General features: G+C 70.6%; 12 protein-coding genes and 1 riboswitch. Of the genes, 9 read left to right on the forward strand and 3 right to left on the reverse strand.

Translation table 11 applies throughout. The annotated features are described in order from the left end of the window. The first annotated feature begins 515 nt into the window (after positions 1-515). From MKK54_RS06905 to MKK54_RS06935, 7 genes are all read left to right on the forward strand, one after another. Positions 516-2,054 (forward strand): formyl transferase, encoded by a 1,539-nt coding sequence (locus tag MKK54_RS06905; protein ID WP_244010046.1) that lies wholly within the window; start codon positions 516-518, stop codon positions 2,052-2,054. Between the two features lie 169 nt (positions 2,055-2,223). Continuing rightward, positions 2,224-3,549, forward strand: a complete 1,326-nt coding sequence (locus MKK54_RS06910) for an MFS transporter (protein ID WP_244010047.1) — start codon at positions 2,224-2,226, stop codon at positions 3,547-3,549. Positions 3,550-3,574: 25 nt separating this feature from the next. Beyond that, positions 3,575-4,909, forward strand: a complete 1,335-nt coding sequence (locus MKK54_RS06915; protein WP_244010048.1) for a metallophosphoesterase family protein — start codon at positions 3,575-3,577, stop codon at positions 4,907-4,909. 232 nt (positions 4,910-5,141) lie between these two features. Beyond that, positions 5,142-6,413: an arsenic transporter gene (locus tag MKK54_RS06920; RefSeq protein WP_244010146.1), complete on the forward strand. Its 1,272-nt coding sequence runs from the start codon at positions 5,142-5,144 to the stop codon at positions 6,411-6,413. A 13-nt stretch (positions 6,414-6,426) separates the two neighbouring features. Further along, entirely contained in the window at positions 6,427-7,356 is a 930-nt protein-coding gene (locus MKK54_RS06925; protein ID WP_244010049.1) for a DMT family transporter, read from the forward strand. A 305-nt stretch (positions 7,357-7,661) separates the two neighbouring features. Continuing rightward, positions 7,662-7,883, forward strand: coding sequence for a hypothetical protein (locus MKK54_RS06930; RefSeq protein ID WP_244010050.1), 222 nt, complete (start codon positions 7,662-7,664; stop codon positions 7,881-7,883). A gap of 24 nt (positions 7,884-7,907) precedes the next feature. Then, positions 7,908-8,159 (forward strand): BrnA antitoxin family protein, encoded by a 252-nt coding sequence (locus tag MKK54_RS06935; protein WP_244010051.1) that lies wholly within the window; start codon positions 7,908-7,910, stop codon positions 8,157-8,159. Here the strand turns inward: MKK54_RS06935 and MKK54_RS06940 are convergent. Both MKK54_RS06940 and MKK54_RS06945 read right to left on the reverse strand, forming a co-directional pair. Next, a complete protein-coding gene (locus MKK54_RS06940) occupies positions 8,156-8,638 on the reverse strand; it encodes a YaiI/YqxD family protein (RefSeq protein ID WP_244010052.1) in 483 nt (160 codons plus the stop codon). The genes MKK54_RS06935 and MKK54_RS06940 overlap by 4 nt on opposite strands. Continuing rightward, entirely contained in the window at positions 8,635-9,708 is a 1,074-nt protein-coding gene (locus MKK54_RS06945) for an adenylate/guanylate cyclase domain-containing protein (RefSeq protein WP_244010053.1), read from the reverse strand. The genes MKK54_RS06940 and MKK54_RS06945 overlap by 4 nt, the downstream gene beginning before the upstream one ends. Positions 9,709-10,021: 313 nt before the next feature. Here MKK54_RS06945 and MKK54_RS06950 point away from each other — a divergent pair, with 313 nt between their 5' ends. Further along, a complete protein-coding gene (locus MKK54_RS06950) occupies positions 10,022-10,849 on the forward strand; it encodes an aldo/keto reductase (RefSeq protein ID WP_244010054.1) in 828 nt (275 codons plus the stop codon). Positions 10,850-11,104: 255 nt separating this feature from the next. Continuing rightward, a complete protein-coding gene (locus tag MKK54_RS06955) occupies positions 11,105-12,433 on the forward strand; it encodes a glutamate carboxypeptidase (protein WP_244010055.1) in 1,329 nt (442 codons plus the stop codon). A gap of 15 nt (positions 12,434-12,448) precedes the next feature. Here the strand turns inward: MKK54_RS06955 and MKK54_RS06960 are convergent, their stop codons facing one another. Further along, on the reverse strand, positions 12,449-14,467 hold the full coding sequence (locus MKK54_RS06960) for a TonB-dependent receptor (RefSeq protein WP_244010147.1): 2,019 nt from the start codon (positions 14,465-14,467) through the stop codon (positions 12,449-12,451). A 235-nt stretch (positions 14,468-14,702) separates the two neighbouring features. After that, positions 14,703-14,904: riboswitch (cobalamin riboswitch) on the reverse strand. Between the last annotated feature and the right edge of the window lie 13 nt (positions 14,905-14,917).

Raw genomic sequence — 14,917 nt, forward strand, 5'->3', positions numbered from 1 at the left:
GCGCGCGGCAGGTGAGAAGTGCTGCCCTGCCCATGGCACAGGGTCAAGCGCGCTGGACCCGGTCGCTCCGGAGAGGGGAAAGCCCTTGTCCGGCGATGCCATCCACACGCGTCCACATCCCTCCACAGGCCAACCCCCTGAGGCCGCGTGAAATTCCGATGGTCCTTCGAAATCGATCGCGCGCGCTCACGCTTCGTTCCCGTCCTGGCGGGACTCGAGCGGAGCCGCCGAACCCAAGTCCCGAAAACCTCCCCGACATAGACCTCCCCGACGCGGTCTGGAGTGGGATCAGGCCACGCATCGTTGCGGTCTGGCTGGAGCATCGGCCGGTCACGCGGCTGCGGCGGGCGCGGGCGGCGCCCCCCGTCCAGCGGGTCGGATGACGGCGCCCGTCGCCGCCCACAGATCGGCGTGCGAGGCGGATTGACGGCCCCTGCGCGAGACCCCATGCGGGGATCATCGGCCTCGTGGGCCGGACGCCTTTCCGATCCCGTCGCGCGAGGACACAGCACACCATGCGCCTGAGCGTTCGCCTCGACGGGCGCGTGCCCCGCCGCTGGCACCTCCGGCTGATCGAACGCATCGTGCGCCAGTCCGGCATGCCGGTGTCCGTCGAGGCGACGCCGGGACCCGGCGCCCTGCCGAGCAATGCGGCGTTGCTGTTCCGGCTCGAGGCGATGCTGCGTCGCCTCCCCGCGAACGGCCCCTCCGCGCCGATCGCCCGCACGGAACTCGATGCCGTGACGGTCCGGGACGGCGCGCTGCCCGATCTCATCCTCGACCTCTGCGGTGACGTCGAGGGCGGGCCGAACGCGCGCGTCTGGCGCGTGGCCTATGACGGCGTTCCCGGAGAGGCGGCCCTGCTCGCCGCCCTGCTCGCCGGGCGGATGCCGATCGTCACGCTCACCGAGAACGGCCGGAGCCTGGCGTCGGGCCGCATCGGGACGGAGGCGCGCGGCATCATGCTCACGGCCTTCGAGGATTCCCTCGTTCGCACCATGAGCCTGATCCTGGCCGCTCTCGCCGGTCCGGGGCCGCGCCTCGCGCAGGACACGATCCTCGTGGGCGGGATGCGGGCGAGGGCCGGGCAGGCGGAGGGCTTCTCGGCATGGGACCTCGGCGCCCGTGCGGCGCGCCTGGGCTCCCGGATGGTGGCGCGCCGGCTTCGGGCTCTCTGCATCCGGGATCAGCATTGGCGCGTCGGCTGGCGCAGGCTCTCCGGACCCGATCTCGTCGATCTGCGCGCGCATCCGGAATCCGGCTGGCACGCCCTGCGGGACGATGGCTTGCGCTTCTACGCCGACCCGTTCCCCATCGCGGATGCCGATGGCACGGTGCTGTTCGTGGAGGACTATGTCTACGGCCAGGAAAAGGGCCTGATCTCGGCCGTCCGCTTCGGTCCCGATGGACCGGTCGGCACGCCGGTCCCGGTTCTCGAAGCCGCGCATCACCTGTCCTACCCCTTCGTCTTCGCGCAGGACGGTGCGTATTGGATGGTTCCCGAGAGCGGCACCACCGGAACCCTCGACCTCTACCGCTCCACGGCGTTTCCCGGAGGATGGATCAAGGACTCGACCCTGATCGCGGGGCTGAACGCCAGTGATCCGACTCTGCTCAAGCAGGGCGAGCGCTGGTGGCTGTTCGCCTCGGTGCGGGATGATGGCGAGCGGGACGGACCCTTCGAGGCCTGGGGGTCCTACTCGGACAGCCTGCATCTCTGGTCCGCCCCGGATTTTCGCGGACCCTGGACGGCGCACGCGAGGAACCCGGTCCTGATCGATATCGCGTCCGCGCGCTCGGGCGGCCGGATCATCGCGCGCGCGGGAGCCCTCATCCGACCGGTTCAGGATTGCCGCACCCGTTATGGCGGGGCGCTCGGGCTCGCGCGGATCGAGCGCCTGGACGAGGCCGGCTACGTGCAGCGGGTGGAGACCGTCCTGCGGCCCGGACCCCGGTTTCCGGGCCATGGCCTCCACACCCTCAACCGCGCGCGGGACCTCGAATTCATCGACGGGGCGGGCCGGGTGCGTCGGCGCTTCGAAACCTGGACCTGAGCGATCGCGGCCGAGCGAATCTACAACACTACGTGATCGCGCCGTATTTCATCCCGTTCGCGGAACAAAATGTCGCGCCTTCGCTTAAGCCAGCGCTCGACGGGAAGGAGGCGCCACGCTGTCCTTCTCCGGCTCGTCCCTTGTCATGCAAGCATATCCGGAAGGTCCCATGGCCGAGCCGATCTCCAGTGGCGCCGCGGTGATGCGCACGCCCTCCACGCAGGTTCTGCGCGGTCTGGATGCCCTCAATTTCTTCCTCGCGGATGTCCGTGACGGGCTCGGGCCCTACCTCGCCATCTATCTCATCGCGGTTCGGGGGCCCGACCAGGGCTGGAACGAGGCTACGACCGGCCTGATCATGACCATCGCGGGCCTCGCGGGTCTAATCGCGCAGACTCCCGCCGGCGCGCTCATCGACCGGACCAACGCCAAGCGTGCCGTCGTGATCACGGCGGCGGTCGCGGTGACGCTGAGCTGCCTCGTGCTGCCCTTCATCGCGAACTTCTACCTGGTGGCCGCCACGCAGTCGGTGGCCGGCATCGCCGGGGCGATCTTCCCGCCCGCGCTCGCGGCCATCACGCTCGGTGTGGTGGGGCCGAAGATGTTCGCCAAGCGCATCGGCCGGAACGAGGGCTTCAACCACGCCGGCAACGCCGTCTCGGCGGCGATCGCGGGCGGAACGGCCTATTTCTTCGGGCCGATCGTGGTGTTCTGGCTGATGGGCCTGCTGGCGTTCTGCAGCATCGGCGCCATGCTGATGGTGCCGGCGAACGCCATCGACGACGATCTCGCGCGCGGCCTCGACCAGACCGAAACCGAGGCCAGGACCGATGGGCAGGAGGAGCCGTCGGGCTTCACGACGCTGCTCAAGAACAAGTATCTGATGCTGTTCGCGGTGCTGGCGGCCCTGTTCCACCTCTCGAACGCCGCGATGCTGACCTCCGTCGGCCAGCTGCTGACGAAGCTGGCGGGGAAGGACAACGCGACCTCCCTCATCGCGATCTGCATCGTGGCGGCGCAGTGCGTGATGGTGCCGGTCGCGGTGTTCGTCGGGGCGAGGGCCGATGCGATCGGGCGCAAGCCGATCTTCCTCGCGGCCTTCGGTGTCCTGGCGATCCGTGGCGTGCTCTACACCCTGTCGGACAATCCGTTCTACCTCGTCGGCGTGCAGCTCCTCGACGGCATCGGCGCCGGCATCTACGGCGCCCTGTTTCCCGTGATCGTGGCTGACCTGACGCGGGGAACAGGACGCTTCAACGTCTCGCAAGGCGCCGTCGCCACGGCCCAGAGCCTGGGCGCGGCGCTCAGCGCGACGCTCGCCGGCGTGATCATCGTCTCGGCCGGCTATTCCACCGCCTTCCTGGCGCTGGCCGCCATCGCGGCGGCGGGCTTCGCCATCTACCTCTTCGCGATGCCGGAGACGCGGGGCTTCGAGCCGGGCCGGTCCGACGCCGATGGCGGCGGTCTCCCCTCGGTGCCGGTCCCGGCGGTCTGAGCCGAATCGCGACGGAATCCCCCGCATGTCCGACGTCGAACGCGCCCCAACCGTCGAACGCGCCGAGGCGCTCGTCGAGCCCCTGGTGTTCCTGCATGTCGGCGATCTGCACCTGACGACGCCGACCGCGCAGAACGCCCGGGACTTCCGCGCGATCCTCGCGCAGATCGACGGGATCGGGTCGAAGAGCCTGTTCGACTTCGTCTACCTGCCCGGCGACCTCGCGGAGAACGGCTGCGCCTCGGAATACACCGAGCTGGCCGCCGCCCTCGACGCGCATCGCGATCTTCCGATCCGCCTGATACCCGGCGACCACGACCGCCAGCTCGGGCGGATGGACGACTTTCAGGCGTTTTACGATCATCTCGTGGCGTCCCGAAAGCTGACGCCCCCGATGGAATGGGTGCTGGATCAGCCGCCGCTCGTCTGCCCCCTCCCGCCGGCCCCGGAGATCTGGCCGCCCCGGACGATCCTCCATTATTGTGCGTCCGAGGATATCCGGGGCATTCGTTGCCTGTTCCTCGACATCGTCAGCCCCGGCTACGGTCAGAAGGGCATCGGCCTCGATTTCCGGCTCGGCCGCGAGCAGACCCTCTGGCTGAACGACCAGATCCGGACGGCGGCGGACAAGAACATCCCCGTCGCGGTCTTCATGCACGCCTATCCCGACGACCTGCGCGAGCCGGACGACCGGCTCGACATCGGCGGCCTGTTCTGGGAAGCGGGCATACGCCTCGTGGAGATGGGGCACACCCATTACAACGAACTCGCCCATGACGGGCACACCCTCTATGCCGCCGCGCGCTCGGTGGGCCAGAACGAGGACGGCTCGGTCGGCTACGCGGTCTCGGCCATCGACGGGCCTGTGACGAGCTGGCGCTTCAAGGCCCTCGACCGGGCCTGGCCGTTCGTGCTGATCACCAGCCCGGCCGATCGGCGCGTGGCGACGCGTCCCGCCACCACGGAGAATGCCGGCATGGTCGGAGACGGACGCGGCCGGATCAGGGTCCGCGCCGTGGTGCTCTCGGACGTGCCGCCGCAATACGTCCATTGCCGCGCCGGGACGGGCGCGTGGCACCCGATGGAGCGCGTGACCGGGCGGGTCTACGAGGCGTGGCTTCCCTGGCCGAAGGAGGCCCGCCGCATCCAGGTCGAAGCCGTTCATCCGGATTGGCGCGGGCACGGTCCGGACCTCGTCGATACCGACGTGATCGAGCCGGTGATCGTCTTCGACGACCCCGAGAGCGGCCCCCCGATCCCGGAAAAGCCCGGCAGCGACGTGCCGAATATCGGCGCATGGATCCAGAAGGGCGTGCGCGGCGACCAGCTCGGGCCCAACCGCCACGGCCGCAAGTGGTGAGCGGCCGATCCACCCTCGACCTGTCATCCGATGGTGGGGCTGCGGAATCGGCGCGAGAGCGCACGAGACAGCAGGGCATCGCAGGCGTGATCCGACCCGACCGGGCCGGGCACAAGATCGCTCAGCCCGCGCGGCGCCTGGGCGAAGGCCAAAGCCGCCATCCCGAAGGGATCGACCGGATTTGGGATGAGACGACGCGCGCTCGACGGGCGCCGGGGGAGACCGAGACGTGATCGCTGGACTGGGACTGACACCGAACCTCGCGACCTGGGGCATCGCCGCGCTGGCGACCCTCGGCGTGATCACCCGGCCCTTCTCGTGGCCGGAGGCGATCTGGGCCGTGCTCGGCGCGGCGGCCCTGGTGGTGTTCGGCCTGCTGCCCGCCGGGACCGCTTGGGACGGCGTCCTCAAAGGGACGGACGTCTACCTGTTCCTCGTCGGCATGATGCTGATGTCCGAGGTCGCCCGGAAGGAGGGACTGTTCGATTGGCTCGCCGGCATCGCGGTGCGGGCGGCCAGGGGGTCGGCCACCCGCCTGTTCACCCTGATCTACGTCGTCGGCACGGTCGTCACGGTCTTCCTGTCGAACGATGCCTGCGCGGTGGTGCTGACGCCGGCCGTGTATGCCGCCACCAAGGCCGCGAAAGTCGAGAACCCGCTGCCTTATCTCCTCATCTGCGCCTTCATCGCGAACGCGGCCAGCTTCGTGCTGCCGATCTCGAACCCGGCCAATCTCGTCGTGTTCGCCGAGCACATGCCTCCCTTGACGCGATGGCTGGCGATGTTCGCGCTGCCTTCGGCGCTCGCGATCGTGGCGACCTACGCCACCCTTCGCCTGTCGCAGGGGTCGGTCCTTCGGACCCAGACGGTCGCCACGGATGTCGAGCCGGTTCGCCTGTCCCGGACCGGCCTCGTCGCCGGCCTCGGGATCGTCGCGACGGGCGGAATCCTCATCGGCGCCTCCGCGCTCGGTCTCGATCTCGGCCTGCCGACCTTCGTGGCGGGCGGCCTCACCACGGTGGCCGTCCTCCTGATGAAGCGCGGTGGCCTCGTGGAGGTCGCCAAGGACGTGTCCTGGAGCGTGCTGCCCCTGGTGGCCGGCCTGTTCGTCCTGGTGGAGGCGCTGGAGAAGACCGGCGTCCTCGCGATGATCGCCGACACCCTCAAGCAGGCGGCGGCGACGTCGCCGACCGAGACGGCCTGGGGTGCCGGCGCGTTGGTGGCGGTGCTCTGCAACCTCGTCAACAACCTGCCCGCCGGTCTCATCGCGGGGGCCGCGGTGCAGACGGCGCACGTCCCCGACAAGGTCGCCGGAGCCGTGCTGATCGGCATCGATATCGGCCCGAACCTGTCCGTGACGGGCTCGCTCGCGACCATCCTGTGGCTCACGGCCATCCGCCGGGAAGGCCAGGATGTCGGCTTCTGGCGCTTTCTCAAGCTCGGGCTGCTGGTCATGCCGCCCGCCCTCCTGCTGGCCCTTGCCGGCCTCCTCCTCGTGCCGTGAGAGGCGAACCCTCGTGAATCCAGCGCTCCTCTACCCGTTCATCCTCGTCGCCGGCGCGCTTCAGGCGCTCGGCAACTCCATGAACGCTCAGCTGCGTGGGCGGCTGGTCAATCCGTGGCTGGCCGCCACGGTCTCGTTCCTGCCCATCGTGTTCGTGTTCACGACGCTGTTCCTCCTCATGCCGACGCCGCTTCCCTCGCTGGAGACCGTCGGCAAGATGCCCTGGTACGCGCCGCTCGGCGGCGTGGCCGGCGCGGTCGCGGTGTTCGGCGGCCTCGCCTTCGTGGACAAGGTCGGCGCAGGCCCCTTCAACGGCCTCACCATCACCGGCAACATCCTGACCTCCCTGGCGCTCGATGCGTTCGGATTGTTCGGCCTGCAGGGAAGCGGCTTCAAGCCCCTGCCCTGGCTCGGCGGTCTCCTCATGGTCGGAGGCATCGTGCTGATCGCCCGTGCCAGCGGCAAGGCGGAGGGTGGCGAGGAGGAGAGCCACGGGATGAGCGGGAAGCTGCTCTACCCGTTCATCCTCGGGGCCGGTGCGCTGCAGGCCATCGGCGTGGTCTGGAACGCGCAGCTGCGCGGCGCCCTCGTCAATCCGTGGCTCGCCGCGACCGTCTCGTTCATTCCGGTCGTCTTCGTGTTCGCCCTCGTCTTCATCGTCCGTCCCACCCCGCTGCCGACGCGCCAGGACGTCTCCGGCGTCCGCTGGTGGATGCCGCTGGCCGGCATCACCGGCGCCGTGGCGGTGTTCGGAGGGCTGCTCTTCGTCGACACGGTGGGCGCGGGGGCCTTCAACGGCCTGCTCATCACCGCGAACCTCCTGACCTCCATCGCCCTCGACCATTTCGGCTGGCTCGGAATGCGCCAGGTCAAGGCGGGACCGCAGCGCCTGGGCGGCGCGGCCCTGATGGCCGCCGGCATCGTGCTGATCTCGGTGTTCTGAGCCGCGCCTGCGTACTCCAGGGCGGGAAGCTTGAGGACAAGCGGTTGCAGCCGCCGGGAAACGTTCGCCTTTTCGGCGCCCGGCGTGCTAAGGCTTGACCGATCCCGCCCGGAGCCGATCCACGTCAAGGGTGTGTGGACTGCCTCTCGCGTCGCTCGATCGCCGTCACGCGGCAGGATCCGGTGCGCGTCACGACCTCATCGGTCATCGGGCCCTTGGGTGCCCGGCCGTCCGCGCGGCCGCGCCTTCGGCCATCCAGGACGCCGCGCCCCGTGCGCACGGGAGGGTTCAAGGATAGGAATGCAATGAGCGACGAGACCGACGCCCGGACCCGATCCGAGGAGCGTGCCGAGCGGGCCGAGCGGATGGCCAAGGAAGGCGCCCAGGCCATGGCCGAGCACCTCGCCTCGGTGAAGGCGGTGGACGAACGGACGGTGAAGCTGCGCGCCCTGCGCCTCGCCAAGGAAGCGGCCGATGCCGAGGCGAAGGCCGCCGCACCGCCGGCTCCCAAGCGCAAGCGCTCCTGACACCACGGCGCGGAGGAGACAGCCATGGCATTTGATCGCTCCCGTCGTCCCAGCGATCCGCGACAGGCGGCCGAAGCCGCCTTCAAGGCCGCGACCACGAAACCGGCCGAGGTGGCGAAGGCCGCCTCGCCGGCCGCCGCGCCTTCGGCCGTTCCGGGCGCGCGCGAGATGGTGACCCTGCGCATCGACCGCGCCGTGCTGGAGCATTTTCAGAAGGACGGTCCCGGCTGGCAGGACCGCGTCAACGCCGCGCTCAAGGCGGCCGCCGGCCTCTAGCCGAATCCGGCCCGCTTCAGGCGGACCACGATCCGGTCGAGGGCGCCGAGATACGCCGAGCGGTCGCGGGCCGAGAAGGGCTTCGGGCCTCCCGTGATGGCGCCGGCCTCGCGCAGGTCCTGCATCAGGTTGCGGGTGGCCAGCGCCAGGCCGATCCCGCTCTCGCTGAACGGCTTGCCGTTGGGACCGAGCACCTCCGCGCCCGCCTTCACGCAACGGCTGGCGAGGGGCACGTCCGCCGTGACGACGATGGCGCCGGGGCGGGCGCGCTCGGCGATCCAGTCGTCGGCGGCATCGAAGCCGTCGCTCACCACCACGCGTTCGATCCACGGTTCGCGGTGCAGCGCCATGACGCTGTTGGCGACGACGTAGACGTGCAGCCCGTAGCGGGCGGCCACGCGGTAGGTCTCGTCCTTGACCGGACAGGCATCGGCGTCGATGTAGACGACGATGGCGGTCGAGGCGCCGGCTGCGCTCATTGCGCGGCGATCGCGGATGCGCCGGAGAGCCCGGCCGCATCGTGCGTGAGCGCGGCCCCCCGCTCCAGGGTCGAGACGCTGAGCGGCTGGCCGCGTCCGCGCAGGGCGTGCGCCCCGAGGGAGCGGGCGCGGATGCCTGCGGGCAGGCCGTCCAGGCGCGCGAGGAGATCGTCGGAGACCAGGATCTCGGCGGCGAGCGGACGGCACAGGGATTCGATGCGGGCCGTGACGTTCACGGCATCCCCGAAATACGCGATCTTGTGCCGGTCGACGCCGACTTCGGCCGTGACGATCGAGCCGCCATGCAGGGCGGCGCGCAGGCGCGGGACCGTGCCGAACCGGGCGATCCAGGCCTCGGACTCCGCTTCCAGGCGCTCCATGACCTCGAAGACGCAGGTGACGCAGCGCGCATCCTTGAGGCCGCGCGCCATGGGCCAGGTGATCATCGCCATGTCGCCGATATAGTCGTCGATGGAGCCGGCGTTGCGCCGGACCGGCTCGGCCAGCGCGGCGAAGACCGCGCCGAGATAGGCCTGGGCCTTGAGGTCGCCATGGGTCTCGGCGAAGGCCGTCGAGCCGACGACGTCGAGGAACAGGAAGATCCGCTCCTCGCGCACGGGCTGGTGGTAGCGACCGACGAGGAAGTTGATGAACACCTCGCCACCGATGAGATCGCGCATGCGGATGACGAAGACCAGCATCGCCGACACGGCCAGAGAATAGGCGAGGACCCGCGGCGTGATCCGAACCGCGTGGCTCAAGTCGTCGTCCGTGAAGCCGAACAGCCAGACCAGAAACCCGCCGAGCGCGATCCCGGCCGTGATCATCAGCACGTAGGCGAACTCGGCCGCCGGGACGTAGAGCTTGGCCGGCATCCGCCGCATCCGGGCCTGGAGGCCGCCGAGGATCGTGCCCCGATCGAAGGCCAGCGTCGTCGCGCCCGCCGCGATCCCGTAGGTGAAGCCCGCGAGCGGCGTCGCGCCGCCGGCGAACAGCACGTTGTAGAGGAGGCCCGCGCCGCCGCAGGCGACGAGGATGAGGAGCCAGAACCAGCGGTGCTGCGGCAGCATCAGCGTGGCCCCCGGCGGCGCGAACGGTTGCGCGACGGGCTCGGCGATCCGGCAAGGCGGGGCATGGGACCAGCGCTGCGCAACGGACGATTCCCCTGACCGGATGGTCCTCGGCGTGATGCGATCCGCTGCGCGTCGTGCCGCCACGTCACGCGACATCCGACGCGTCACGCTTCGAACCCCGCCCTGAACACCGTCGCATGATGGCGCGAGTATGGCCAAGGTGACGCACGCCGCGCGATCGGGGACCGGTGTGGCCGTCACGCGTTGTCGAGGGGAGGCGTCGCGAGAGGGCGGATGAAGGCGGAGCGGAATGTTCGGCGCGGCGGCGCGCGAGGTCCCGGTGGTCGGGCAGGGAACGTGGCACCTCGACCGGGCGGACCACGCCGCGGCGCTGGCGACCCTGCGGGCCGGACTGGATGCCGGGATGATGCATGTCGACACGGCCGAGATGTACGGCGAGGCCGAGCCCCTGGTGGGCGAGGCGATCGCCGGGCGGCGGGAGGCGGTGTTCCTCGTCTCGAAGGTGGTGCCGGGCAATGCCAGCCGGGCGGGCGTGATCGCGGCCTGCAAGCGCTCCCTGAAGCGCCTCGGCACCGATCATCTCGATGCCTACCTGCTGCACTGGCCCGGCCACCATCGGCTGGAGGAGACCATCGCGGGGTTCGGCGCGCTCAAGGCCTCCGGCAAGATCCGGTCCTGGGGCGTCAGCAATTTCGACGTCGCCGACCTCGACCGGGCGCTGGCCATCGCGGGGCCGGGGCAGATCGCCTGCAACCAGGTGCTCTACCACCTGGGAGAGCGCGCCATCGAGCACGCGGTGCTCCCCTGGTGCCGGGCCAACGGCGTGGCGCTCGTCGGCTACTCGCCCTTCGGCAGCGGCGATTTCCCGAACGCCGGGAGCGCGGGCGGCCGGGTGCTCGCCCGCCTCGCCGAGGCGCAGGGCACGACCCCGCGCGCCATCGCCCTCGCGTTCCTGACACGGGCGGAGGGGACCTTCACGATCCCGAAGACGGCGCGTCCGGAGCGGGCGCGGGCGAATGCGGCGGCGGGCGCGATCACCCTCGCGGCGGAGGCGATCGACGCGCTCGACGCGGCCTTTCCGCGTGGCCCGAAGCCGCGCACGCTGCCCATGTTGTAGCGCGGCCCTCGGGAACCCCGGCCCCGAGGTCCCGCGAGGCCGGGGCGCGGCGCGTCGAGCGCCGGAGGCGTGCGGGCAATGGGACGACGGGTGGGGCCGGCAGGCCTGTTTGGGTGCGTGGTGGCCCAGGCGCCGGCCAGCCCGTCGGCGAGCCCCTGACGATCGACGACGAGGGCATCCCCCCGACCGTCCCGGAGGACGTCGCCACGCTGCGCATCGGCGCCGAAATGAGACGTCGCGTCCTTCGGAGCATTGATGCACGATGCCCCTTTCGGCACGATGTCCGGCCATGCGGACCCGGCGCGACCCGCCTCGCCGCGTCGGCCACCGATGATCAGGATCGCCATGCGCTCGCTCGCCTCCCTCGCTCTGGCCTTGTTCGTGGCCCTGGCGCCCCGTCCCGCCCTGGCCGCGCCGGACGAGGCCGTGCTCGCGGCGGCCAAGGCTCAGGATGGCCCGTATCGCGAGACCCTGAAGGGGTTGGTCGACGTCGATACCGGCACCGGCGACGTGGCGGGCCTCTCCAAGGTCGAGGCGGTCCTGAAGGCGCGCCTCGAGGCGGCGGGGCTCGCGGTGAGCACCCGGGCCGCGCCCGCCTTCGGCGGCAACACCCTGGTCGGCACGCGATCCGGCACGGGCACGCGCAAGATCATGCTGCTGGTGCATTACGACACCGTCTTCGGCACGGGCGACGCGGCCAAGCGCCCCTATACCGAGCGCGACGGCCGGGCCTACGGGCCGGGAGTCGCCGACGCGAAGGGCGGCGTCGCGATGATCCTGCACGTTCTCGCCGCCCTGGAGGCGCTGCGGTTCGACGGTTACGGCGCCCTCACGGTGATGTTCAACCCGGACGAGGAGCGCGGCTCGCGCGGTTCCCGCGACGCGATCGCGGAGATCGCCCGCGACCAGGACGTGGTCCTGTCCTTCGAGCCGTCCTTCGCCGAGGCCGGCATCGACGCCGTCACGGTGGCGACCAAGGGCATCAACTACGCGAGCCTGACGGTGAAGGGCCGCGCCTCCCATGCCGGCGGCGCGCCGGAGGCCGGCCGCAACGCGGTGGTCGAACTCGCCCACCAGATCCTCCAGCTTCAGGACCTCGGTGATTCCGCCAAGGGGACCAGCCTGCACTGGACCGTGATCCACGGCGGCACCAAGCCGAACATCATCCCGGAGGACGCCAGGGCGGAGGGCGACATGCGCTACTTCGTGCCGGACGAGTACGACCGGGTGCTGACGCAGGCGCGCCGGATCATCGGCGCGCACCGCGTTCCCGACACGCAGGTGACCTTCGATCTCGCCAAGGGCCGTCCGCCGCTGCCGCGCAATCCCGCCACGAAGGCGCTCGGCGAACGCGCGCGGGCGATCTACGCCGAGTTGGGCACCCCCCTCGCGCTCGCCGAGATCGGCGGCGGCACCGATGCGGGCTACGCCTTCCAGCCCGACAGTCCGGCCAAACCCGCCATCCTCGAATCCCTCGGCATCGTCGGCGGCCACTATCACAGCGCCGACGAGTTCGCGGTGCTCGCCAGCATCACGCCGCGGCTCTACCTCGCGACCCGCCTCGTGATGGAGGTGTCGCGGTGACCCGAGCGCAGCCGCTCAGAACCGCCCCGCCAGGGTGAGCCGCACGGCGGTGGGCTCGACCGGGTGGAAGTGCCGGTCGGCCACCCCGTCCGCCGCCTCGCCGGGCAGGCGGGAGATGTAGAAGTAGGTGATCTGGTCGGCCTTGGCGTTGGTGAGGTTCAGAACGTCGAGGGAGAGGCTGATCCCGTTGTCGAAGTTGTAGCCGACGCGGCCGTTGAGCAGCGCGGTCTGCTTCGAGCGCACGGAATTGTCCTCGATCAGGGGACGCGGGCCGAAATAGCGCAGGCGCATCGCGCCGAACCAGCCCGGGCCCTCGCCGAAGGTGAAGCCCGCCGAGGCGATGGTGGTGGGCGCCTCGGGCACCCGGTTGCCGACGGGGTCGCGGTCGGAAAAGCGCGCGTTGGTGATGGTGAGGTCGCCCTCCAGCGAGAGCCAAGGCGTCACCGCGTAGCGGTTGGTCCATTCCACGCCGAAGCGGCGGGTGGGCCGGCTCGGCTCGGTGGTGCCGGTGTCGCCCTGGAACAGGTTCTCGGAGGCGAAATCGAGCTGGAACAGCGTCACGGCCGTCTCCAACCCCGCGATGCTGCGGTTGCGGATGCCGATCTCCGAGCCCGTCGAGGGCACGAGGAAGGGCGAGCGGGAGATGGTGAACAGCGAGCTCGTCGGATCGACCGTGGCGGTGACGCCGCGCACGTCGTTCGAGTGGAAACCGCCGCCGTAATTCACGAAGAGTTCGGTGTCGAACCAGGGGCCGAGCACGAGGCCGAGCTTCGGGTTGACGATGCCGTCCCGCGCCGTGCCGGAATTGGCCGCCGTGTCCGAGCGGACGTCGGCGTAATAGCCGTCGGCGCGAAAACCCACGCTGGTGCGCAGCCAGTCGGTCCAGCGCACCCGGTTCTCGTAATAGAACGCCGCGCTCGCCTCCAGCACGCGGTCGTCGAGCACCGTCGAGCGGACCTGCCGGTTGGTCGTGTTGGCGAGCCCGACCCGGATCGAATCCGTGCGGGTCTGGACGCCGACCTCGTTCTCCATCGGCAGGCCGAACAGGCTGCCCTGGAAGGTGTGGGAGGCCTCCCCGCCGCCGAGCACGCGACTGTCGCGCTGGCGGAACTGGTCGCCGTTGACGGGGTCGTTGAGGAAGTAGGTGAAATCGTTGAACAGGTTCATGCCGTAGCGGATCACGTAGGCGTTGGCCCGCGTGATCCCGGCCTCGCTCGTCTGGCTCCAGCGGCCGGAGAGCGAGAAGCGGCTGGTGTCGCCGCCATCGGTGGGGTTCAGGGTGCCGAAGCGGCCGATGATCCCGTCCGCGACCGCGCGCTCCGGAATCTGGTTGGTGGCGTTCCACTTGGCCCAGTAGGCCATGCCCGTCACGGCGAAGCCGTCGAGGGCGGTGCCCTGGCTGTAGCGCAGGACGCCGTTGAGTTTGCGCAGACGGTCCGGCACGTCCCAGGGGCCGTCATAGGTCTGCGCCTCGCCGGCCACGAGCAGGTGGCCTTGGGCCAGCGGCGCCGAGGCGATGGCGAGCGCGCGCTTGTAGCCGAAGCTGCCGAAGGCGGTCAGCGCGAGGTTGCGCTCGACCCGGTCGAGGTAGTCGATCCGCACCGAGCCGGCCGAGGCGAAGTCGCCGTCGCGCACGAAGTACGGACCCTTGTGGAATTCCACCGCGCCGACAAGCTCGGGGATGAGGAAGTTGAGGTCGGCATAGCCCTGGCCGTGGGCATGGGTGCGCATGTTCACCGGCATGCCGTCCACCGAAATGGCGATGTCGGTGCCGTGGTCGAGGTTGAAGCCGCGCAGGAAGAACTGGTTGGCTTTGCCCTCGCCGGAATGCTGGGTCACGATGAGGCCCGGCACGCTCTCCAGCACCTCGCCGGGCCGGGTGATGGGGCGGCTGTTGAGGGCCGCGCCCGAGATCACGCCGGCGCTCGCCGCGTCCACGGGACGAAGCCCGCCGCCGATGCCCGTGACGCCGCCGACGTAAGCGGCGCTCGCCGCGGGCTCCGTGCCGCGGGCGGCCGGCGCCTCGGCCGTCACCGACAATTCCGCGAGCGAGGCCTCCGCGCGGCTCGCGGATTGCGCGAGGGCGGGCGCCCCCCAGAGGGAGCCGGCACAGGTCAGGAGGGCGATGCGGCGCGTCTTGAAGCGGGATCGGGACACGGACGAGAAACCTCGGGCGACGGCGGTGGCACGTCACCGCGAACGAGGCCGACCCGTTCGCGACACGCGAACGCCCCGACACCCGCCGGGGCACCCCGCCCAGCGCGTTTCGCGTGTGACCACGACTGACGGCAGGTCTCCTGGCTCGCGGGTCGCCGCCCTTCACCGTCTTCCCGAGCCGAGGAGCCCAGTGACGTCGGTGGTGAAGGGCTCGCCGCTCACAGTTGCGGGGGCAGCCGCGGCATTGGGGCCAGAGCCCCGCACCGCGTTCCCTTTTGATCCTCCGGAGAGGAACCGTCCGGGACAGGAGGCCCGATCGGGACGCCC

It is taken from the genome of Methylobacterium sp. J-068 (genome assembly GCF_022829445.1).
Classification (GTDB): Bacteria; Pseudomonadota; Alphaproteobacteria; order Rhizobiales; family Beijerinckiaceae; genus Methylobacterium.